This window comes from Mycolicibacterium arcueilense, assembly GCF_058536225.1.
The window spans coordinates 2,018,109-2,043,472 of sequence record NZ_JBZTYL010000007.1 but is presented as its reverse complement, the minus strand read 5'-3'; the positions used below and the strand labels follow the sequence as shown (position 1 = coordinate 2,043,472).

At 66.9% G+C, this 25,364-nt stretch carries 2 protein-coding genes; both read right to left on the bottom strand.

Annotated elements, in window-relative coordinates:
• Positions 1-165: 165 nt before the first annotated feature.
• The gene (locus AC4LGL_RS14010; RefSeq protein WP_491839207.1) at positions 166-24,603 is read right to left on the bottom strand and encodes a non-ribosomal peptide synthase/polyketide synthase; all 24,438 of its coding nucleotides are present in this window, start codon (positions 24,601-24,603) and stop codon (positions 166-168) included.
• Positions 24,593-24,823, bottom strand: coding sequence for an MbtH family protein (locus AC4LGL_RS14005; RefSeq protein ID WP_055113977.1), 231 nt, complete (start codon positions 24,821-24,823; stop codon positions 24,593-24,595). Before AC4LGL_RS14005 ends, AC4LGL_RS14010 begins: the two co-directional genes overlap by 11 nt.
• Positions 24,824-25,364: the final 541 nt, after the last annotated feature.

Genomic DNA, 25,364 nt, shown 5'->3' with positions numbered 1-25,364 from the left:
CAGCCGGATCACGCCCCACCTGCGTGGCGAACAACACCGGAATCGCCGCTGATGACTTCGGCGCCGCCCCGTTCAAGGCTGCGCGATTACCCCACTCGTCCAGTTCCTCAAGATCATCGTCGTCGTCCAGATCCATCGACAACAATCGCCGGTTGGCGTCTGCACTCACGATTGTTGTTCCTCCCCGGTCATGGCCTCCAGCACCCGCTGGAAACGCCCGACGATCTTGTTGACGCGTTTGGCGGTGAACACGTCCGTGTCGAACTCGACACGGAGAACCAGCTCCGTCCCCGGCATCGCTTGCAGGGTCAGCGGATAGTGGTTGTACTCGCGGCCGTTGACCTCCGTGATGGCCAATCCGTCGGCCATCGATGCCGCCACGTTCTCCACCGGATAGTTCTGGTACACGAACAGGGTGTCGAACAGTTGATCGTGGCCGATGGCACGGTGGATCTCGCTGAGTGCCAGATGCTGGTGGTCGAGGGTGTCGCCGTGCCGTCGTTGCAGTTCGTCGAGCAGGCCGGCGATGGTGGTGTCCGGCGTGATGGTGGCCCGCACCGGCACCGTGTTGATGAGCAGGCCGACCATCGAATCCGCGCCGGCCACTTCTGCCGATCGACCCGAGACCGCAACGCCGAACGCCACATCCTGCTGACCGGTGAGCCACATGAGCACCTGCGCCCAGGCGGCTTGCAGCACGGTGTTGGCGGTGGTGTGTTGCGAGCGGGCGAGCTCGTTGACGGCCCGGGTGGTTTCGGCGGGCAGCCGGAACGTCTCGGTGGCTCGCCGCCCCGGCCGGGTCCGGTTCGGCGCGACCAGTGTCGGTGTCGCGAAACCAGCTAGCACCTCACGCCACGCGGCATGGGCAGCATCGACATCCCGCTCGGCCATCCACGTCACAAATCGGCGATACGACCCGGGAGCCGGCAGGCGTTGTCCGTAGTAGCCCGCGAATATCTCCTGCAGCAGGATCGGCAGTGACCAGCCGTCGAGCACGATGTGGTGATACGTCATGACGAACCGGTGCTCGCCGTCGGCGGTCCGGATCAGCGCCGCGCGGAAGGCCGAGTGGTGGGCCAGATCGCAGACCGCGGCACGCTCGCCGGCGCACAGCTGCTGCACATCTGTGTCCGTGGCCATTTCGAGGTACCGCCAGGGCACATCGGGATCCGCCGGAATGATCTGCACGGGTTCGTCGAATCGCTTGTCGAAGCGGGCCGCGAGGTTCGGGTGGCGCCCGACCACCGCACGCACTGCCTCGCGCAGCCGGTCGGGGTCCAGCGGGCCGGTGACCGTGACATCGAGCTGCATGGCGTAGACATCGTCTTCGTCATTACCGCGGGTTGCGTTGGCCTGGAACAGGAGTCCCCGCTGCAGCGGTGTCAAGGGCAGAACGTCGGCAAGGTCGTGGTCCTGGCTCAGCTCATCGATCTGAGACTGGGTGAGATCCGCCGGAACGACGTCAGACGGGGTCAGACCGCCGCCACCCCCACGGACGTGTGCACAGATACCGGTGAGGGCGTCGAACCAGAGTTGGCTGAGCCGGCCGACCTGCGCCTCGTCCAGAGCCGACGGGGCCCACGTCCACGAGGCGTAAAGACTTGGACCGTCCTCGGTTTCGGCCGTGCTCGCGTTCAGTTCGACGGTATGCCCGAGTGGCATCGGAATCGCCGCGGCAGTCGTGACGGCCGCCGCTCCGTCGACGCTGACCTGCCACAGCCCGGTCATATCCGCGTGCTGCGCCGCGCCCGATCCGCCCAACCTACCGAGGTAGTTGAATCCGACCGCAGGGTCGGAACCGGACAGATCGATGTCTGGGTTGAGGTAGCGCAGCAGTCCGTATGTCATTCCCTCGGGCAGCGAACGCAGTTGTTCCTTGGCGTCTTTGACCACGCGGCCGAGTGCCGGATCACCGGCCTTCACGTCAGACCAGCTCAGGCCCGTCTGGCGCGGTCCGACGTCCGTCGCGACGTTGAGCACCACCGGGTACTTGGTGGTGAACCAGCCTACGGTGCGGGACAGGTCGACGACACGATCGGAAAGCCCACCCAGCTCTGCCAATTCCTCGTGACGGCCGTGGCCCTCGACATCGATGGCCACCGGCAGGGTAACTCCCAGGAACTGCGTCAAGGCCAACCCGTAGGCGATCAGCAGGATGTCCTGCACCCCGGCATGGAACGCTGCGGGGACTTCGCCGAGCAGTGCCCGCGTCGTCTCGACATCCAGCGACGCGGTGAGGTGACCGGCGGTGGCATACGTGTCCCGCTCGGGTTGCACCGCAGGCAGCACGGATGGAGTCGCCAACGCTCGGCGCCAATCGTCGGCGTGAGCCTCCACCGAGACGGAGCGGGCGTGCTCGTCGAGCAGTGCGGCCCACTGCGCGAAGGACGTACCCGTCACCGGCAATTCCACCGACTGGCCCTGGCAGTGCTGGGCCCAGGCGATGTTGAGGTCTTCCAACAGGATCCGCCACGAGACCGCGTCGACGGCCAGGTGGTGAATGGTCAACACCAACTGCTGGGTGGATGTCACCCACAGCGCGCTCATCATGGTCCCTGCGGCCGGGTCGAGTCGCGACCGGGCTGCCGCCAACGCCTCATCCGAGAGCACGTCGACCGACTCCAGATGTGCTCGCGCCGAACCCTTCTCGGGGACCAGCAATGACCAGTTCCCGGCGTGGTCGTACTCGGCACGCAGCCGCAGCATGGCATGCCGGTCCAGCAGAGCACTCAAGACCAACTCGGCGTCGGACTCGGAGGCTCCCGGCGGGGCCTGGACCACCACGGTCTGGTTGAACTCGCCGGTCGGGCCCCCGGCCCGCTCCACCTGTTCCAGCCAGCGCATGATCGGGGTCGCCGCCACCGGCCCGATCCCCTCGTCGACCGGACCGTCGTCATCGCTCGTCACGCCAACCACTTGTGCCAGTCGGGCGACTGTCTGCTCGACGAAAATGTCACGCGGACGGCACATCACGCCGCACGCCCGGGCCTGGGCGACCACCTGCATGGACAGGATGCTGTCTCCGCCCAGATCGAAGAATGATTCGTCGACCCCGACCCGCTCGAGGCCGAGAACCTGGGCGTAGATGCCGGTGAGGATCTCCTCGACGTGGGTGGAGGGTGCGCGGTACCGATCGGTGTCCTGGTACTCCGGTGGCGGCAGCGCGCGGGTGTCGAGTTTGCCGTTGACCGTCAACGGCAGCGCCTCCAGCACCACGATCGCGGTCGGGACCATGTATGGGGGCAGTCGGTCGGCCAACGCCTTTCGCATCGCGCCCGGATCCACTGTCCCGGTTGTCTCTTCGGTGACATAGCCGACCAGGCGCTTGATGCCCGGATGGTCCTCGCGGGCGATCACCACCGCCTGCCCCACGCCGTCCAACCCGCCCAAAGTGGCCTGCACTTCGCCGAGCTCGATGCGGTATCCACGGATCTTGACCTGGTCATCGGCGCGACCCAGGTACTGCAGCTGTCCGTCGGCACGCCAGCTGACGAGATCCCCGGTGCGGTACATCCGCGTCGCGGGTTCCCCCGGCTCGCCGAACGGGCAGGCAACGAACCGGGCTGCGGTCAAGGCCGACCGGCCGAGGTAGCCGCACGCCACGCCGTCGCCGGCCACGTACAGCTCGCCGACCACTCCGGGCGCCACCGGGCACAGCCACTCGTCCAACACGAACAGCGCAGACGTAGCGACGGGCACACCGATGGGTGCGGCGCCCGAGTTCGGCCCCAGGGGCGCGCTCATCGACGCGTACACCGTGATCTCGGTGGGTCCGTAGGCGTTGATCACTACCCGCCCGGGGGCCCAGCGATCAACCACCTCACCGGGGCAGGCCTCACCACCGAGCAGCAACGCGACCGATTCCAGGCCCTGCGGTGACAGCGCCCCGGCGGCCGACGGTGTCTGGGTGAGCACGTTGACCTGCTCGCGGACCAGCAGGGCATGGAAATCGTCCGGTGAGCTCACCACCGACTCGGGCACGACCACAAGGCGCGCACCACCCAGCAGAGCCGCCCAGATCTCCCACACGGAGAAGTCGAAGGCGTACGAATGGCACTGCGTCCACACCTGATTCGCCGGGAGGTCCTCAGGTGTGGACCGGGCCAGGTGCGTCAGATTGTCGTGGGTGACCGCCACGCCCTTGGGCAGACCGGTGGTTCCCGAGGTGTAGATCAGGTAGGCGATGCCTTCGGGCGCTGGGTCGGGCAGTGGTGTAGCCGGTTGGTCGGCCAAGGCCGGATCGTGAATGTCGATGATCTGCAGGCGATGTCCGGCCAACAGATCAGCCAATGCGGCGGTGGTGACCGCGACGACAGGTGCGGCATCGGCCAACATGAACTCGATCCGGGTCGCGGGCAGCGCCGGGTCGATCGCCAGGTACGCCGCTCCGGTCTTCAGCGTCGCCAGCATCGCGACGATCGCCTCCGCGGAGCGGTCCAGTAGCAGGGCCACGCAGGTTCCGGGACCGGCGCCGTACCCGATCATCTGTTGGGCCAACCGGTTAGCGGCCTCGTCGAGTCCGCGGTAGGTCAGCGAATGCCCGTCGGAGGTCACCGCGACGGCCTCCGGAGCCCGAGCGACCTGGGCGGCGAACAGCTCGGGAACCGATACCGGTGTGCGGGTGGACCGGGCGAGTGCGGCCCGGTTGCCGATCACGTCGAGGTGGGCGTGTTCAACAGCGTCGAGTAGGTCGAGCGAGGACAGATGCCGGTCGGTGTCGGCGGTCATCGCGACCAGCACCTGCTCGAATCGTTTGACCAGTGTTTCGATGCTCGCCGCGTCGAACACGTCGGTGCGGAACTCCACCGTGCCGCCGATCCCGGCGGGTGCCCCGTCCGCGGTGCGGCGTTCGGCCAGCGAGAAGCTCAGATCCATTCGCGCCGTGTGGGTGTCCGTCGGCATCTGGCTGACCTCAAGATCGCCGAGCGCGAGCCCGGAGCCTGATGCGTTCGTGGCCTGTCCGGGGACGTTCTGCCACGCCAGCGCCACCTGAATCAATGGGTGATGGGTCAGGGAGCGGGTCGGATTGAGCCGATCGACGAGCACCTCGAACGGCACATCCTGATGCTCGTAGGCGGCCAGGCTGCGCGCCCGCACCTGGGCGAGCAAGTCAGCCACGGTGGGGTCACCGGCCAGGTCGGCCCGCAGCACCAGGGTGTTGACGAAGAAGCCGATCAGCTCATCAAGCGCAGGATCCCGGCGTCCGGCGATGGGGAAACCCACTGCCACATCGGAACTTCCGCTGAGTTTGGAGAGCACGGTCAGTAGCGCCGTCTGCAGCACCATGAAGCTGGTCGCGTTGTGCTCCCGCGCCACCCGGGCCACCTGCTGCTGCAGGTCGGCGGACCAGTCAAGGTCGATCGTGGCGCCGCGCTGATCGGCGGCCGGTGGGTAGGGGCGGTCGGTGGGCAGATCCACCCGTTCGGGCATGCCGGCCAGGGCATCCTGCCAGTACGCCAGCTGCGAGGCGATCCGGCTCTGACTGTCGCCCAGGTCGCCGAACTGCGCGCGTTGCCACAACGTGTAATCGACGTACTGGACTGCCAGATCAGCCCAGCCGGGCGTCCGTCCAGAGCTTCGGCCCGCATAGGCCACCCCCAGGTCAGCCACCAGCGGAGTGACCGACCAACCGTCGGCAGCGATGTGGTGCACCACTGCCGCCAGTACGTGTTCGTCGTCGGCAAGGCGGAAGAGTCGCGCCCGCAACGGTATTTCGGCGGACAGGTCGAACGTGTGACCCGCGGCGTCGCCGATGGCCTGCTGCAACCGCTCCGTGGTCCAACCGGTGGCATCAACGACATCCCAGCCGAACTGGGCGTCCTCGACTGCCACCACCGACTGCCGCGGAATTCCGTCGACGGCCGGGAACACCGTGCGCAGGCTCTCGTGGCGGGCCACCACATCGGCCAGCGCCACACCCAACGCCTCGACATCGAGCGCCCCGCTGATCCGGAGTGCGGTCGGCATGTTGTAGACCGGTGACGGGCCCTGTAATTGGTCCAGGAACCACAGCCGGGACTGCGCGAACGACAGCGGAATCACCGCGGGCCGCTGACCGGCCACCAGCGGATCCAGGCGTGCCGATTCCCCGCCGATGCGGGGCGCCAGTTGTGCCACCGTCGGCGCTTCGAACAGCACCCGCACCGCAAGGCCGGTGTCCAGGGCCGTGTTCACCGCGGCGACCAGACGCATCGCAGACAGCGAATCTCCGCCGAGGTCGAAGAACGAGTCGTCAACTCCGACCCGCTCCACGCCGAGCACGCGGGCGTAGATCTCGGTCAGGATCTCCTCGGTGGGGTTCGCCGGGGCGCGGTAGTGGTCGATGTCCTGGTACTCGGGTGCCGGCAGGGCCCGGGTGTTCAGTTTTCCGTTGGGGGTCAACGGCAACGCCGCCAGGACGACCACGGCGGCCGGAACCATATAGGACGGGAGCTGCTCGGCGAGCTGGGCACGCAGCTTGCCCGGCTCCGCTGTCCCGGTCACATAACCCACCAGCCGCACGGTGTCGGGGCGGTCCGCACGAGCGACCACCGCCGCCTGATCGACGCCGTCCAAACCGGCCAGCACTGCCTGGATCTCGCCGAGCTCGATGCGGTATCCGCGGATCTTGACCTGCTCGTCAGCACGTCCCACATAGCGCAATTGACCGTCGGCGTCCCAGGACACCAGGTCGCCGGTGCGATACATGCGGGCGCCCGGTACGCCGAACGGGCAGGCGACGAAACGTGCGCCGGTCAGGTCGGCCCGGCCCATGTACCCGAGACCCACGCCGCGGCCGGCCACGTACAACTCCCCGACTACGCCGGGCGGCACCTGCCGCATCGATCCGTCCAGCACGAACAGCGCCGCGCCAGGTACCGGCGCACCGATCGACGGCGCCCCGGAACCGATGATCAAAGGCGCAGTCCTGGAAGCACATATCGTGGTTTCGGTCGGGCCGTAGGCGTTGACCATCACCCGCCCGGGCGCCCAACGGTCCACCGTGTCGGCCGAGCAGGCCTCACCGGCCACCAACAACGTCACCCCGGCCAACCGCTCAGGCGACAACATCGCCACCGCCGACGGGGTCTGGCTCAACACGTCGACCTGTTCGGCAACGAGCAGGGCCTGCAGGTCTTCTGGTGAGCGAGCCACCGATTCGGGCACGACCACCAGTCGGCCACCGTGCAGCAGCGCGCCCCAGATCTCCTCGACCGAGGCATCGAAGGCGTAGGAATGCCACTGCGTCCAGGTCTTTCCGGCCAGGAAGGTGTCCGGAGTCCCCAGCAGTTCGGTCACGTTGCGGTGGGTGATCGCCACGCCTTTGGGGACACCGGTGGTACCCGACGTGTAGATCAGATACGCGATATCGTCCGGGCTCGGCGCAGCGAGTCGGATGCCGGCGGCCCCGTCGAGATCCGGGTGTGCGGCCTCGGCGGTGTCACCGACGTCGATGACCAGCACGTCGCATCCGGCCAGCCGGTCGGCGAGACCCGCGGTGATGACCGCGGCGGCCGGCGCGGCGTCGGCGAGCATGAATTCGATCCGCGCATCGGGTAGCACCGGGTCGATCGGCAGATACGCCGCCCCGGTCCTGAGCACGGCCAGCATGGCCACCACCGCATCCGCCGAGCGCTCCGCCAGCAGTGCCACGCATGCCCCCGGGCCGACTCCATGGGCGGCCAGCTTGTGGGCCAACCGGTGTGCGGCAGTATCGAGTTCCAGGTAGGTCATGCTGCGACCATCGGCGGTGATGGCCACCGCCTCGGGTGCCCGGGCGACCTGTACGGCGAACAACTCCGGAATCGAGACGGCGGACCGGTCCGGTTCGGGGGTCGTCAGCACTGCCCGGTTGCCCCAGCCGTCGAGGCGGGCATGCTCGGCCTCGTCGAGCAGATCCAGAGACGACAGCCGCTGGGTGGGATCGGTTGTCATCGCTGCCAATACGCGTTGCCAGCGCGCGATCAGCGCCTCGATGCTGGCCGCGTCGAACACGTCGGTGCGGAATTCCACCGCCCCGCCGATCCCGGCGGGCTCACCGTCGGAGGTCCACCGTTCTCCGAGGGACAAGGTCAGGTCCATTCTGGCGGTCTGGGTGTCCACCGGCAGGGGTGTCACCTGAAGATCGCCCAGGGTCAGTCCGTCCGCCGGACCGGTGTCCTGCCAGGGAAGGTTCTGCCAAGCCAACGCGACCTGCACCAGCGGATGATGGGTGAGGCTCCGGGTCGGATTGAGGCGTTCCACCAGAACTTCGAAGGGCACGTCCTGGTTCTCGAAGGCGGCCAGGGTGCGAGTCCGCACCTGCGCCAGCAACTCCGCCACCGTGGGATCCCCATCCAGATCCACTCGCAACACCAAGTTGTTGACGAAGAAGCCCACCAGCTCATCGAGGGCTGCGTTACCGCGCCCGGCGATCGGGAAGCCAACGGCCACATCTGAACTCGCGCCCAGGCTGGACAGCAGAACGGCCAGGGAAGCCTGCATCACCATGAAGTTGGTCGCGCTGTGCTCGGCGGCCACCTCGTTCACCCGCTGCTGCAACTCGACCGGCCAGTCCACCGCCACGGTGGACCCGCGCTGATCGGCAACCGGCGGGTAGGGACGGTCGGTCGGCAGGGCCAGGTGTTCGGGCAGGCCCGCCAGCGCCTCTTCCCAGTAGGCCAGTTGCGCGGCGATCGGACTGTCGGTGTCGTCGAGATCACCGAGTTGCGCACGCTGCCACAGCGTGTAGTCGACGTACTGCACCGGCAGCGGCTCCCAATCGGGAGCCTCTCCCCTGCTCCTGCCGGCGTAGGCCACGCTCAGGTCACGTACCAGCGGGGTCAGGGACCACCCGTCGGCGGCGATATGGTGCACGACGGCCACCAGTACGTGCTCATCGTCGGCGACGCGGAAAAGCTTTGCCCGCAACGGTATCTCGGCAGCCAGGTCGAAGCTGTACCGCACCGTCTCGGCGATGCCCTCCTCGAGCGCACCGGCCGGCCAACCGGTGGCATCCACGACGCCCCAACCGAACTCGATTGCGTCGACCGGCGTCACCACCTGCCGAGGCGTTCCCTCCGGCGCGTCGAACAACGTCCGCAGGCTCTCATGACGAGCGACCACATCGGCGAGCGCCGCACCCAATGCATCCGCGTCGAGGTGCCCGTGCAGTCGCAGACCGACCGGCATGTTGTACACCGGGGACGGCCCCTGGAACTGGTCGACGAACCACAACCGGTTCTGGGCGAACGACAGTGGGATCACATCGGGGCGTTCCCCGGCCACCAGTGGCTCCAGGCGCCCTGCGCGTTCACTGACATGCAAGGCCAATTGGGCGACGGTGGGGGCTTCGAACACCGTGCGTACCGAAAGTTCGGTGTCCAGAGCGGCGTTGATCGCGGAGACCAGACGCATCGTCGAGACCGAATCCCCGCCCAGATCGAAGAACGAGTCGTCGGCGCCCACCCGCTCCACGCCGAGGACGCGGGCGAAGATTCCGGCCAGGATCTCCTCGTCGGGGCCGGCGGGCGCACGGTAGTGACCGGTGTCCTGGAAGTCCGGCGCCGGCAGCGCCCGGGCGTCGAGTTTGCCGTTCACCGTCACCGGCAGCGCGGCCAGTGCCACCACCGAGGCGGGAACCATGTAGCCCGGTAACCGTTCGGCCAACGCGGCGCGTGCCTGGACCGGATCGGCGGTCCCGGTGATGTAGCCGACCAGTCGCTTGTCACCCGGGTTGTCCTCGCGGGCGATCACCGCCGCTTGATCGACTCCCTCGAGTGCGGTGAGCGCAGACTGGATCTCGCCGAGCTCGATGCGGTACCCGCGGATCTTGACCTGCTCATCGGCGCGGCCGAAGTAGTCCAGCTGTCCGTCGGCGCGCCAGCGCACCAGATCGCCGGTGCGGTACATGCGCGAGCCCGGCTCCCCGAACGGACATGCCATGAAACGCGATGCCGTCAAGCCCGTGCGACGCCAATACCCCACGCCGACACCGGCACCCGACAGGTACAACTCGCCGACCACGCCTGCGGGTACCGGGCGCAACCACTCGTCCAATACGAAGAACGCCGCCCACGCCGTCGGCGAGCCGATCGGTGGTGCACCCGAACCGGCCTCCAGAGGCGTGCTGGCGCACAACCACATCGTCGTCTCGGTCGGGCCGTAGACGTTGACCATCACCCGCCCCGGTGACCAGCGATCCACCAGGTCCGGCGGGCAGGGCTCGGCCCCGATCACCAGCGCCGTGGCGTCCAGGCCTTGGACCGGCAGCACGCCCACGGCCGACGGGGTCTGCGTCAACACCGTGACCTGCTCACGCACCAACAGGGCGTGGAAGTCCTCAGGTGAGCGGGTCACCGACTCCGGCACCACCACGAGGCGCCCGCCGTGCAGCAGCGCACCCCAGATCTCCCAGACCGAGAAGTCGAACGCATATGAGTGGAACTGCGTCCACACCTGTCCCGGCTCCAGCGGTATCCCGATCTGCAGCGAGTCGAACAGCTGCGCCACGTTGTGCTGGGTGACCGCAACGCCCTTGGGCTGCCCGGTCGTGCCCGAGGTATAGATGATGTGGGCCATGTCGTCGGGGGCGGGCGGGGTCAGTGCCGTACTCGGCTGGACGGCCACGACGGGGTCGGCAACATCGCCGCCGTCGAAAAGCCTCAGCTGGTGACCGTCGAACCGATCGAACAGCGCCCTGGTGGTGACCGCGGCGATGGGGGCGGCATCGGTCAGCATGAAATCGACCCGGGACTCCGGCAGGGCCGGGTCGATCGGCAGGTAGGCCGCACCGGCCTTGAGCACCGCCAAGATCGCCACGACTGCCTCGGCCGAACGGGGGAACATCAACGCGACCCTCTCGCCGGGCCCTACTCCCTCGCCGACGAGCAAGTGCGCCAACCGATTCGCGGCCTCATCGAGTTCGCGGTAGGTGAAGGTCCGGTCGTCGCAGACCAATGCCACCGCCTCCGGCGTACGTGCCACCTGGGCGGCGAACCGCTCCGGCACCGACGTCGGCCGCGGCAGGTGAGCCAGGACGTCCCGGTTACCCCAACGCTGAAGGCGCGCCCGCTCGGACTCGTCGAGCAGATCCAGCGCCGACAGCTGCCGATCCGGCGCGGCCGTCATCGCCGTCAGGATCGCCTCGATCCGTTTGGTGAGGGCTTCGATGTCGGTCGGGTCGAAGACGTCGGTGTCGTATTCGAGACGCAGCCGCAGTTCGTCACCGGGTATCGCCTGCATCGTGAGCGGGTAGTCGGTGGACTCGTGGCTGGTGAACTCGGTGATCTCCAGTCCGTCGTCCACACCGGACAACGCGTTGGTGTCCACCGGGTAGTTCTCGAACACGAACAAGGTGTCGAACAGACGGTCCTGGTCAGTGATGCGATGAATCTCGCTGAGCGACAGATATTGGTGCTCAAGGGTTTTGGTCTGTGCGCTCTGCAGGTGGTCGAGCAGGTCGGTGGTGCTGGTCGCCGCGGTGATGTCCGCGCGGACCGGCACCGTGTTGATCAGCAGGCCCACCATCGATTCCGCGCCGGCAACCTCGGCCGGCCGACCCGAGACGACCGTGCCGAAGGCGATGTCACGCTGGCCGGTAAGGGAGTTCAGCAACAGCGCCCACGCACCCTGCAGAACGATGTTGACCGTGGTGTGGTGTGAGCGCGCCAGATCGTTGAGCGCCCGGGTGGCATGCTCGGACAGTCGATGCGCCCGCACGCCGCGGAGTCCCGACCCTGACTTCTGCGACGGCCCGACCAAGGTGGGTGTGTCGAAGCCGGCCAACACCTCGCGCCAGGCCGCGTGCGCGGCTGCGACGTCGCGATCGGCCAGCCAGGTGATGAAACTGCGATACGGCGTGGCCGCAGGCAGCCGAAGCCCTTGATAGCAGGCGAAGATCTCCTGCAACAGGATGGGCAGCGACCAGCCGTCGAGCACGATGTGGTGATTGGTCAGCACCACGCGGTGTCGGTTGTTCGCAGTGCGGATCACGGCCACCCGGAAGGCCGGTGGATGGGCCAGGTCGCACACCGCGGTGCGTTCCTCGGCGCAGATCTGTTGGATCTGCTCCTCGGTTGCGGCCGCGCCCAATTCGACATACCGCCAGCCCGCGGTGGGATCGGCCGGAATGATCTGCACCGGCTCGTCGAACTGCTCGCAGAACCGGGCTGCCAGGTGTGGGTGCCGGTTGGCCACGGCCTGTACGGCATCGCGCAGCCGGTGCTCGTTGAGCACTCCGGCGACGGTGATGTCCAGTTGGACGACATACAGATCGTCGTCGGGTCCCTGCGCAGTGCTGCTGTGGAAGACCAGTCCCTGCTGTAGCGCGGTCAGCGGCAAGATGTCCGCGATCCGGTACTGCTGTGACAATTCGTCGATCTCGTGCTGGGCAAGCCGGGCGGGCGCGATGTCCGAGGGCGTCAACCCGCCTCCGCCATTTCGCACGTGCACGCAGAGACCGGTCAAGGCGTCCAGCCACAGTTGGCTCAGCCGGCCGATCTGGGCGTCGTCGATCGACGAGTGTGCCCAGGTCCAGTTCGCCTGCAGATGCGGGCCGGCATCGGTGTCGACGGTGCCGGCGTTGAGGGCCACGGTGTGGGTCAGCGGCATCGATGTCGCCGCGGCCACAGCGGTCGCCGAGGCGGCTTCGGCCGGCATCTGCCACAACTCGCCGGTCGTCTCGGTGGTACCACCGCCGAGACGGCCGAGGTAGTTGAATCCGACTGTGGGGTCGGCAATGTCGAGGTCGACGTCGGGATTGAGGTAGCGCAGCAGCCCGTAGGACAAGGGATCCGGTTGGGCCCGCAGCTGTTCTTTGGCGTCTTTGACCACCGCGCCCAACGCCGGGTCACCGGCGATCACCTGATCCCAGGACAGGGCGCCGAGCGACAGTGCCACCGGGTACTTCGTGGTGAACCACCCGACCGTGCGCGACAGGTCGACGTCAGCGGCGATCTCCTCATGCCGCCCGTGGCCCTCGACGTCGAGCGCGATCGGATCGCCGCCGGTGCCCGTGAATTCAGCCAGTGCGAGCCCGAATGCGATCAGGAGGATGTCGTGCACCCCGGCGTGGAACGCTGTCGGCACCTCGCCGAGCAACATCCGCGTCGTCTCGGTGTCCAGCGATATCGGCAACTGGCCCGCGGTCGCGTAGGTATCCACCTCGGGGCGTACCGCCGGCAACACCGCAGGCGTCGCCGCGATCCGTCGCCACTCCAGCGCCCGGCTCGCAACATCTGGATCGCTCGCGTAGGCCTCCAGCAGCCCGGCCCACCGGGAGAACGACGTCCCCGCAGGTGGCAGCACCACCGGTTGGCCGCCGCGACGCTGCGCCCAGGCGATGTTGAGGTCTTCCAGGATGATTCGCCACGACACCCCGTCGACCGCCAGGTGGTGAACGACCAACACCAGCTGGGCCGTTGAGGTGACCCACAGCGCGCGCATCATTGCGCCGGAGGCCGGGTTCAACCCCGACCGGGCCGCCACCAATGCCTCGTCCGTCAGTGCGTCCACCGAATGCAGGCATTCGTGTGCGTCGACCGAACCCGGCTCGGGCGCGGTCAACGACCACCCGCCCGCTCGGTCGTCCTCGGCACGCAGGCGCAGCATGGCATGCCGATCCAGCAAGGCCTGCAACATGATTACGACGTCAGCTTCGGTCGCCCCATCGGGAGCCTGCACCAGCAGCGTCTGGTTGAACTGGTCGACCGGGCCGTCGACGTCACACAACCACCGAATGATCGGGGTGGCCGGTACCGGTCCCACGCCTTCGTCGACCGGGCCATGTGATCCGGCGGTCACACCGGCAATCCGGGCCAGCCGGGCCACGGTCTGCTCGACGAAGACATCGCGTGGGCGGCACACCAGGCCGGCCGCGCGGGCCCGCGCAACGACCTGCATCGACAGGATGCTGTCGCCGCCGAGGTCGAAGAACGAGTCGTCGACTCCGACCCGCTCCAGCCCCAGAACCTGGGCGTAGATACCGGTCAGGACTTCTTCGACGGCGTCTGCCGGGGCACGGTAGCGCTCCCCGTCTGCGTAGTCGGGCGCGGGAAGGGCCCGGGTGTCGAGTTTTCCGTTCACCGTCAACGGAAGTGCGGCCAGCGCCACCACGGCAACGGGCACCATGAAGGCAGGCAGCCGCTCGGCCAGCTCGGCGCGGACCCCGGCCGGATCCGCGGTGCCGGTGAGATATCCGACCAGCCGCTTGTCACCGGGACGGTCTTCCCGGGCGATCACGACCGCCTGCTCGACGCCGTCGAGTTCGGCCAGGGCGGCCTGGACCTCACCGAGTTCGATGCGGTAGCCGCGGATCTTGACCTGCTCGTCGGCGCGGCCCAGGTACTCCAGCTGTCCATCGGCCCGCCAGCACACCAGGTCTCCGGTGCGATACATGCGCGTTCCGACGCCGCCGAACGGGCAGGCGACAAACCGTGATGCGGTCAACCCGGTCCGGCCCACGTAGCCGTATCCCAGGCCCGCACCCGCCACGTACAGCTCGCCGATGACTCCGGCCGGTACCGGGCGCAACCACTCGTCGAGCACGAACAGTGCGGCCCCGGGAACCGGTGAGCCGATGGGGACCACGTGCGGTCCGGCGGCTTCCACGTTCAGGGGCGCACTGATCGCCACACACATCGTGGTCTCGGTCGGACCGTAGGCGTTGATCATCACCCGGCCAGGGGCCCACTGCTCCACCACCTCGGGTGGGCACGCCTCACCGACCACCACCAGTGCCGTCGACTCCAGCCCGTCGCGCGGCAACACCCGCACTGCTGACGGTGTCTGGGTGAGAACGTCGACGTTCTCGCGAACGAGCAAGGCGTGGAAGTCTTCCGGGGAAACGGTGATCTCCTCGGACACCACCACTACCCGTCCGCCGCGGAGCAGAGCGCCGAAGATCTCCCAGACCGAGACATCGAAGGCCAGCGAATGGCACTGCGGCCATACGCCGGGGTGCGGTAGACCGGCATCGAGTGTCTCGAGGAGTTGGGTGACGTTGTGGTGGGTGACCGCGACGCCCTTGGGGACGCCCGTCGTGCCCGACGTGTAGATCAGGTACGCGATGTCGTCTGCATCGGGCGCCGGTAGGGCGATACCCGACTGATTGCCGGGCTCGACACTCGCGTCGACGATCGCCAAGCCGCGTCCCTGCAGCCGCTCGACCAGATCGGTGGTGGTGACCGCGGCCACCGGCCCCGCATCGGCCAGCACGAAATCCAGCCGCGTATCGGGCACCGACGGATCGATCGGAAGATATGCGGCACCGGTTTTGAGGATCGCCAGGATCGCCACGATCGCCTCGGCAGACCGGTTGAACAGCAGCGCTACACACCGGCCGGGGCGGGCGCCGTGACCGATCAGCAAGTGCGCCACGCGGTTCGCGGATTCATCGAGGTCACGGTAGGTCCAGGAACGGTCACCGCAGGTGACTGCCACCGCTTCGGGAGTACGCGTCACGTGTTCGGCGAACAATGCCGGAACCGACACGGCGGTAGAGGCCGGTGCTGGGTCCTCCAATGCCGCCTGGTTGCCGATCGCCGCCAGACGGGCGTGGTCATCGGCATCGAGCAGATCCACCGACGACAACCGCGCTGCCGGATCGGCAGTCATCGCGGTCAGGACTCGCCGTAGCCGGGCGACCAGTGTTGCGATGGTCTCGGCGTCGAACACGTCGGTGCGGAATTCCACCGTCCCGCCGATGCCGGCCGGCTCACCAGCGTCGGTCCGGCGATCCATCAGCGAGAAATTCAAATCCATTCGCGCGGTGTGGGTATCCACCGGCACCGGGGAGACCTGCACATCGCCCAACGCCATCCCGGCAGCCGGATCGTTGACGTCGTACCCGCCCAGGTTCTGCCATGCCAACGCCACCTGGATCAATGGGTGATGCGCCAGCGAACGAGTCGGGTTCAGCCGCTCGACCAGCACCTCGAACGGCACATCCTGGTGGTCGAACGCGGCCAGACTCCGCGCGCGAACCTGAGCCAGGACCTCGGCGACCGTCGGATCGCCCGCGAGGTCGACCCGCAGAACCAAGGTGTTGACGAAGAAGCCGACCAGTTCATCCAGTGCCGGGTCACGACGTCCTGCGATCGGAAAACCCACCGCCACATCCGAACTCGCGCTCAGCTTGGACAGCAGGGTCAGCAACGCGGCTTGGACCACCATGAAACTGGTCGCATTGTGCTCCCGCGCGAACCGGGCCACCTGCTGCTGCAGCTCGACCGGCCAGTCCACCGCCATCGTCGCGCCCCGCTGATCGGACATCAGCGGGTAGGGCCGATCGGTGGGTAGCGCGGTGCGCTCGGGCATCCCGGCCAATGCGTCCTGCCAGTAGGCCACCTGCGCCGCAATCCGGCTGTGGCTGTCCTGGAGATCACCGAACTGGGCGCGCTGCCACAACGTGTAGTCGGCGTACTGCACTGCCAGATCCGCCCAACCGGGGGCCTGTCCGGCGCATCGACTGGTGTAGGCCACCCCCAGATCGGCCACCAGCGGAGTGATCGACCACCCGTCGGCGGCGATATGGTGCACCACCGCAGTGAGCACGTGCTCGTTGGCTGCCAGGCGGAACAGCCGTGCCCGCAAAGGGATCTCGGTGGACAGGTCGAAGGTGTGCCGCGATGCGGTCTCGATCGCGTCCTGTAGGCGCACCGCCGGCCAATCGGTGGCGTCGACGACATCCCAACCGAATTCCACCGGTCCACGTGCCATCACCACCTGACGGGGAATCCCGTCGGGGGCGGCGAACAACGTCCGCAGGCTCTCGTGCCGGTCCACGACGTCGGTCAGCGCCGCACGCAACGCATCGACGTCCAGAGCGCCGCTGAGGCGGAAGGCGGCCGTCATGTTGTAAACCGGTGAGGGACCCTGCAATTGATCCAGGAACCACAAGCGCGACTGGGCGAACGACAACGGAACCACCGCGGGCCGCTCACCAGCGATCAGCGGCTCCAACTGAGCCGCTTCCCCACCGATATGGCAGGCCAACCGCGCGACCGTGGGCGCGTCGAACAACGAGCGCACCCCGATCCCGGCCTTCAGCGATGTGTTGACCGCTGCGACCAGACGCATCGCGGAGAGCGAATCCCCGCCCAGATCGAAGAACGAATCGTCGATACCTACCCGTTTTACGCCCAGGACGCGGGCATAGACGTCGGCCAGGAGCTCCTCGACCGGGTTGGACGGTGCCCGATAGTGATCGGTGCCGGCGAAGTCAGGTGCCGGCAGCGCGCGTTGGTCCAGCTTGCCGTTGACCGTGAGCGGCACCGCGTCGATGGCCACCACCGCGGCCGGGACCATGTAGTTGGGGAGCCGCTCGGCCAGCTGGGCGCGGACGTGGCCCGGATCGGCGGTGCCGGTGATGTAGCCGACGAGACGCACGGGGCCGGCATCGTCGCCGCGGGCGATCACCACCGCCTGTGTCACCCCGTCGAGGGCGGCCAGGGCGGCTTGCACTTCACCGAGTTCGATGCGGTACCCGCGGATCTTGACCTGCTCGTCGGCGCGCCCAAGGTACTGCACCTGGCCGTCGTCACCCCACCGCACCAGATCGCCGGTGCGATACATCCGTTGTCCCGAACCGAACGGGCATGCCACAAACCGCGACGAGGTCAAACCTGCCCGGCGCCAATAACCCACGCCCACACCGCGACCGGCGATGTACAGCTCGCCGACCACCCCGGGCGGCACCGGACGCAGCCAGGCGTCCAGGATGAACAACGCTCCTCCGGCCACCGGCTTGCCGATGGGCACAACGGGCCCCGGGGCGAGCGGTGCGCTGATCGACGCGTACACCGTGGCCTCGGTGGGACCGTAGGCGTTGATCATCACGTGTCCGGGCGCCCAGCGGTCGACCAATTCAGGCGGGCAGGCCTCGCCGGCCACCACCAATGCAGCCGATTCCAGGCCTTGCGGCGAGATCATCCCCGCCGCCGAGGGCGTCTGACTCAGCACGGTGACGCGTTCGGCGACAAGCAGCTCATGGAAAGCGTCGGGTGATTCGGCGACCTGTTCGGGCACCACCAGCAGACGTGCGCCGTGCAGCAAAGCGCCGAAGATCTCCCACACCGAGACGTCGAAGCTGTACGAATGCCACTGCGTCCACACCTGCCCCGGCCCCGACGACACGTTGGTGTCCAGTGAGCCGAACAGACCGGGCACATTGCGATGCGGGATGGCAACACCTTTCGGGACACCGGTGGTGCCCGAGGTGTAGATGATGTAAGCGATGTCGTCGGGTCCAGGTCCCGCGGGCGCGTTGGCTGGGAGGTCGTCCACAGCCGCGTCGTCGACGTCGATGACTGGAAGGTCGCACCCGTCCAGACGCGACCGCCGGTCGGCCGTGGTGACCGCAACGATGGGCGCGGCGTCGGCCACCATGAACTCGATACGCGCCAACGGAAGTGCCGGGTCCACCGGGACATAGGCCGCACCGGTCTTCAGCACCGCCAGAATCGCCACGATCGCCTCGGCAGACCGGGAGAACAGCAGCGCCACAACCTCACCCGGGCCGGCGCCGTGACCGGCCAACAGGTGCGCAAGCCGGTTGGCTGCGACATCGAGTTCCCGGTAGGTCATCGACCGGCCGTCGAAGGTCACCGCCACGGCGTCGGGCGTGCGCGCGACCTGCTCGGCGAACAACGCCGGAAGTGACTGCGCTGTAGTTGGTTTAGCCAATACCGCCAGGTTGCTCCACTCGTCCAGGCAGGCGTGCGTGCCCGCATCCAGCAGATCGACCGACGACAACGGCCGGTCCGGATCCACGGCCATCGACGCCAGAATCGTCTTCAACCGATCGATCAGGGCCTCGATGGTGCCGAGGTCGAAGACATCGGTGTCGTATTCGACGCGTAGCTGCATCTCGCGGTCGACGCGTGGTCCGGTCTCGCGGCCGGGCAGCGCCTGCACCGCCAGCGGGTAGTGGTTGGACTCGCGGAAATCGAACTCGGTGATGGTCAGGCCGTCGACACCCAGCGGCGCGGCGGTATCGATCGGATAGTTTTCGAAAACGAGGAGGGTGTCGAACAGTTGGTCCTGTCCGGTGATGCGGTGAATGTCGCTCAGCGCCAGGTGCTGATGCTCGAGCGTGTCGTTGTGGGCACTCTGCAGCTGATGCAGGAGGTCCGCGGTGGTGGTGTCCGGTGTGAAGGTGGCCCGCACCGGCACCGTATTGATGAGCAGACCCACCATCGAATCCGCGCCCGCGACCTCGTCCGGACGCCCCGAGACCGTCGTGCCGAATGCGACGTCAGGCTGACCGGTCAGTGAGTTGAGCAGCAGTGCCCAAGCGCCCTGCAACACCACGTTGGCAGTGGTGTGATGCGAGCGGGCGAGGTCGCCGAGTGCCCGGGTGATCTCGAGAGGCAGCCGGAATGACTCAATACCGCGTTGCCCCAGCCCTTCCCGGGCCCCAGGTCCGACGAGCGTGGGAGTGTCGAAGCCGCTCAACCTTTCCTGCCACGCCTCGTGGGCGCCGGCGCGATCCCGTTCGCCGAGCCAGGTGACGAACCGGCGGTACGGCGCGGCGGCAGGCAGTCGGTGCCCACCGAAGCTTGCGAAGATCTCCTGCAGCAGGATCGGCATCGACCAGCCGTCGAGCACGATGTGGTGAGTGGTCAGTACGAACCGGTACCGGCCATCTGCGACGCGGACGAGGGCGGCCCGGAACGGCGGCTGGTTGTGGAGGTCGCACACCGCGGCACGTTCGGCGGCACAGACCGCCTGGATCTGGTCGTCGACGTCGAGGGCGTCGGCATTCAATTCGACAGACCGCCACGGCACCACGGGATCGACGAGAATGACCTGCACCGGCTGGTCGAACTGTTCGCAGAACCGGGCCGCCAGGTGGGGATGCCGTGCCGCGACCGTCTGCACCGCATCGCGAAGCCGATTCTGGTCGATCGGTCCGCTCAACGCGATGTCGAGCTGCATGGCGTAGACGTCGTCAGAGTCCAGTGCGGTGCCGGCGTGGTAGAGCAGCCCCTGCTGCAGCGGTGTCAGCGGCAACACGTCGGCGATGCGGTACTGCCGACTCAGCTCGTCGATCTGCTGCTGGCTCAGCTCGGCGGGGGCGATGTCGGACGGAGTCAATCCACCGCCACCGCGTCTCACATGCTTGCAGATGCCGGTCAGGGCCTCGAACCACAACTGACCCAATCGGTTGACCAGCTCGTCGTCGAGCGCCGAGAGCGCCCACGTCCAGTCGGCATTCAAGTGCACGCCGGTGTCGGTGTCGACGGTGGCCGCGTTGAGTTCGACGGTATGCCCGAGTGAGGTGGGCACCGCCGCTGCGATGCTCGCCGACGAGAAGCCGTCAGGGCAGATCCGCCAGACATCAGCGGACGTATCGTCCTGCGCCGTACCCAGGCGGCCCAGATAGTTGAATGCGATGACCGGGTCAGGTCCGGCCAGGTCCACGTCCGGATTCTGGTAACGCAGCAGGCCGTAAGTCAGGCCGTCGGGCTGGGCCCGAAGCTGCTCCTTGGCATCTTTGAGCATGGCGCCGAGCGCCACGTCACCTGCGACCACCTGGGCCCACGACAGGCCACCACCGCGATCGAAGTTCAACGCCACCGGGTATTTGGTGGTGAACCATCCGACGGTGCGGGACAGATCGATATCACGCGCGGGAACCCCACCCAGGTCTGCCATCTCCTCGTGGCGACCATGACCCTCGACGTCAATGGCGATCGGCGCGCCGCCTGCGCGCGTGAATTCGGCCACCGCCAACCCGAAGGCGATCAACAGGATGTCCTGCACCCCAGCGTGAAACGCGGCAGGCGCTTCGCCGAGCAGCATCTGGGTGGTCTCGGCGTCCAGCACCATCGACAGCTGTCCGGCGGTCGCGTAGGTGTCGACCTCGGGTTGCGGCTCGGGCAACGTCGCCGGTGTGGCGGCGATCTGCCGCCACTGCTGCGCCAGCTCCCCCACGTGCGGGTGCCGCGCAGCGTGAGTCAGCAGATCCGCCCAGCGACCGAAGGACATGCCGGTATCCGGCAGTGCCAGAGACTGCCCGCTGCGAAGCTGGGCCCAGGCGATGTTGAGATCCTCCAAGACGATTCGCCACGACACCCCGTCAACCGACAGATGGTGAACGATCAGCACCAGTTGGTGCGCCGAAGTCACCCACAGCGCGCTGAGCATCGTCCCGGCCGCCGGGTTCAACCGCGACCGTGCCGCCACCAGTGCCTCATCGGACAGCACATCCACTGCGTGCAGGCAGGCGGCGGCGTCAACCGAACCCAGGTCGGGAACCGTCAACGACCATCCGCCCGCGCCATCGTCCTCGGCATGCAGTCGGAGCATGCCGTGTCGATCGATCAAGGCCTGCAACAGGATTACGAGATCGGACTCGGTGGTTTCGGCGGGCGCCTGCAGCACCACCGTCTGATTGAACTGGTCGATCGGGCCGTCGGTTTCCAGGTCCTTCAACCACCGCATGATCGGGGTCGCTGTCACCGGACCCAGTCCGTCGTCGGCGGGCCCGTCCGCGATACCGGTCGTCCCGACCACCTGAGCGAGGCGGGCGACGGTCTGCTGGACGAAGATGTCCCGGGGGCGGCACACCAGGCCCGCCGCGCGGGCTCGGGACGCCACCTGCATCGACAAGATGCTGTCCCCACCCAACTCGAAGAACGATGCATCGACTCCGACCCGGTCCAGTCCGAGGATCTGGGCGTAGATGCCGACGAGGATCTCCTCGGTGGGAGTCGACGGGGCCCGATAGTCATCGACGTCGTGATATTCGGGTGCGGGCAGTGCTTTTCGGTCGAGCTTGCCGTTGACGGTCAGCGGGAACGCATCCAAGGCAACCACGGCCGTGGGCACCATGTAGGACGGCAGCCGCTCGGACAGGGCCGCCCGTGCCACGGACGGATCGGCGGTCCCGATCAGGTAACCGACCAGCCGCTTGTCGCCGGGACGGTCCTCCCGGGCGATCACCACGGCCTGCTCGACACCGTCCAAAGCCGTTAATGCGGCCTGGATCTCACCGAGCTCGATCCGGTAGCCACGAATCTTGACCTGCTCATCGGCACGCCCCAGATACTGGAGCTCCCCGTCAGCGCTCCAGCAGACGAGATCCCCGGTGCGATACATCCGCGCGCCCGGCGTGCCGAAAGGGCAGGCCACAAATCGTGTCGAGCTCAACGGAGCCCGGCCCACATAGCCATAACCCAAACCCGCACCGGCCACGTACAACTCGCCCACCACACCGGCAGCCACCGGACGCAACCAGTCGTCGAGCACGAAAAACGCCAGATCAGCCAGTGGCACACCGATCGGACTCACATCGCCTTCGGCATCCGCGGAGGTGATCTCACGGAACGAGGCATGCACCGTCGTCTCGGTGATCCCGTACATGTTGATCAACCGGGGCAGCCGAGGATGTTCGGCCAACCATGACCTCAGGCGGGGCGGTTCGAGAGCTTCTCCACCGAACACCACCACCTCGAGGGCCAGCGGGTTTTCCGGCTGTGCCGTGTCCACGGCAGCCAACGCATAGAACGCCGACGGAGTCTGGCTCAGCACGGTGACGTGCTCGTCGACGAGTAGGGCGTGGAACTCTTCAGGTGAGCGGGTCACCGATTCGGATACGACGACGAGCCGCGCACCATGCAGCAGCGCACCGAAGATCTCCCACACCGAGAAGTCGAACGCCAACGAATGGCACTGCGTCCACACCTGACCCGGCGACAACGCCACATCACGATCGATCGCATCCAACAACCGCGTCACGTTCCGGTGCGGAATCGCCACACCCTTGGGCACACCCGTCGTGCCCGAGGTGTAGATCAGATAGGCGACATCGTCCGGTGACGGCAGCACCGGCAGCGGAGTACTCGGTTGGCCGTACACCGAACGGTCGTGGACATCGATCACCGCCAACCCACGCCCACCGAGCCGATCCAACAGATCGGCGGTGGTCACGGCGACAACCGGGCCGGCATCGGCCAGCACGAACTGCAGCCGGGTATCGGGCACCGACGGATCGATCGGCACATATGCCGCACCGGTCTTGAGCACACCCAGCATCGCCACGATCGCCTCTACCGACCGCGGAAACAGCAGCGCAACCCGCTGCCCCGGACCGACACCGCGCTCGACAAGCAAGTGCGCCAACCGATTCGCAGCCGCATCCAGCCCGCGGTACGACATCGAACTATCGCCGTAACTGACCGCTACCGCCGCCGGATCGCGGGCCACCTGCGCGGCGAACAGCTCCGGAATTGCCGCCGATGACACAGCCGCCGCAACCGGCACCTCGAGCGCCGCCCGATTACCCCACCCGTCCAACTCGGTGAGCTCATCCCGGACGTCGACAGTGGAAATCGACTGTCCCGGGTCGGCCGTCATCGACATCAGCACCCGTTGGAAACGGTCCGCCAAATCGCCTGCGTCGCAGCCGGCGAAGAGCTGTCCGACGCCCGTCATGCTGACAAGGAGATCTTCACCCTCCTGGAGGAACACCAGACCGAACTGATCCACCAGCCCGGTGTGGGTCACCGTCCCTGTCCCGAAAGTGCTCCCGAAATAGGCCACGGGGATGGTCGGGATGAAATTGATCGCGGCCCGGGTGGACGGTTGCCCGGTCCCCTGGAATCGCGCCTTGTTCTCGATCGCGCGGAGCGGAAAACGCTGATGACGCATCGCTTCCTGGATGCGCGTATCCACATGCCGGCAGAACTCGGCCACCGTGGTCTGCGGTGACGTTGTCAGGACCAATGGCACGACTCCGGAAACCATCCCGGGCATCAGCAGTACTTCGGGATTCACCCGTCGACTCACCGGAAAGTCGAGGACGACCTCGGATCCCCCGGCCTCGCCATGTACGAGCAGCGCGTACGCCGCGGCGACTACCGATGCTCGGCGTACCCCGAGAGATTTCGAGAGCTCGCGCGCCCTGTCGACGGCGAAGCGATCCAATCGGATTGGCGCAGAAGGTTCGTATTCATCGACGGGGTTTGCGACTCCGGCGGCCGGTCCAGGGCGAGACTCGGACTCAGGCGGTACATTTTTGGACCAATAGGCCTGATCAACGAGGTAATCGTCGGTAGCCTCGTATTCGGACTCGCAATCGATGATGGTCTTCAGCGGCCCGAAGATCGTGGGCGGTATCGGCTCGCCGGCATCGATTGCTGTATAGGCAGCGGCAATCTGGTGAATGACGAGACCCATGCCGATGCCGTCGATCGCGATGTGGTGGCAGCACACAAAAAAGTAGAACTCGTCGGCCCGCGTCTGCATCAACGCGAACTTGAACAGCGGACCGTCGAGCGGCATCGGCGTCCGGCGGATCGCTGCGACCACCCGATAGGCGTCCTGCACCGGATCGGCCGAGTCCATCAAGTCATAGCGGCCGAGTTCGATGTCCGGATAGTCGACGACGGTCTGGAAAACCTGGCCGTCTACCTCCGAAAATACGGCTCTGAGGGGTTCGGCCTGGCCGACCACATGACGAATGGCCCGTTCGAGGACGTCATGTTCGATGACGCCGTCGAGGCGGGCAAGCATTCCCAGCTGCCACTTGACACCGGCGCGCCCGGACTCCTCGGCAAGCCAAATATCCAGCTGGCCCCGCGTGAGCGGAAGTGCCCCGTGATCACTTCGAGTATTTCCAGCCGACGGCTTACTGATCAACAGTCCGACCCTGTGCCAACCTCTCACGGAGACTCTTCGGCCGGATGTCAGGCCAATGTTGCTCGATGTACTCCAGGCAGGAGGCGCGATCCGCCTCGCCGTAGACCACCCGCCAGCCCGCCGGAACATCTGCGAAGGCCGGCCACAGGCTGTGTTGCTCCTCGTCGTTGATCAAGACGAAAAAACTGCCGTTGTCGTCGTCGAATGGATTGATGCTCACCAGTTCTCCAGACCATCTGGGCGAGTTAAATGGAACACGTTCTAAACCTAACCCAAACAGCCGGGTCGGCAGGCAGTTTTAGAAAAATCGTCAATATTTGCTGCCCGCTGTCCGTCAGCTGATGCGCGGTGGCGTTCCCCCTGTCGCAGCCCCCGTTAACATAGCGAATTAGCCACTAACACTTGGATCGCGACGCGCAATCGCGATACGTACGCAGCCACCACTGCTGATTACGTTCGTCCTCCTCGTAGGGCAATTGTTAGCTGCGCGGCAGACCTTCCCCGCCGGGCAGCCCACATCGCAGCACCAGGCCGACCTCTACGAGCCTTCAGCAAGACAAATGCAACTCATAGAAATCTACTGAGCACCAGCACAGCATTTCGCCCGGCGAACCGGAACTAATGGTCGTAACCGGAACCGGGTTGAAGGCAAACGTGCCCGCCACTCGCCAGGGTCACCCGCAGCGGGTGATGTCTCCGACCGAAAGCGCCCCGTACACATGCCAAGACTCGTACGGTTGGGAAATACCGTAGAGCCCGGA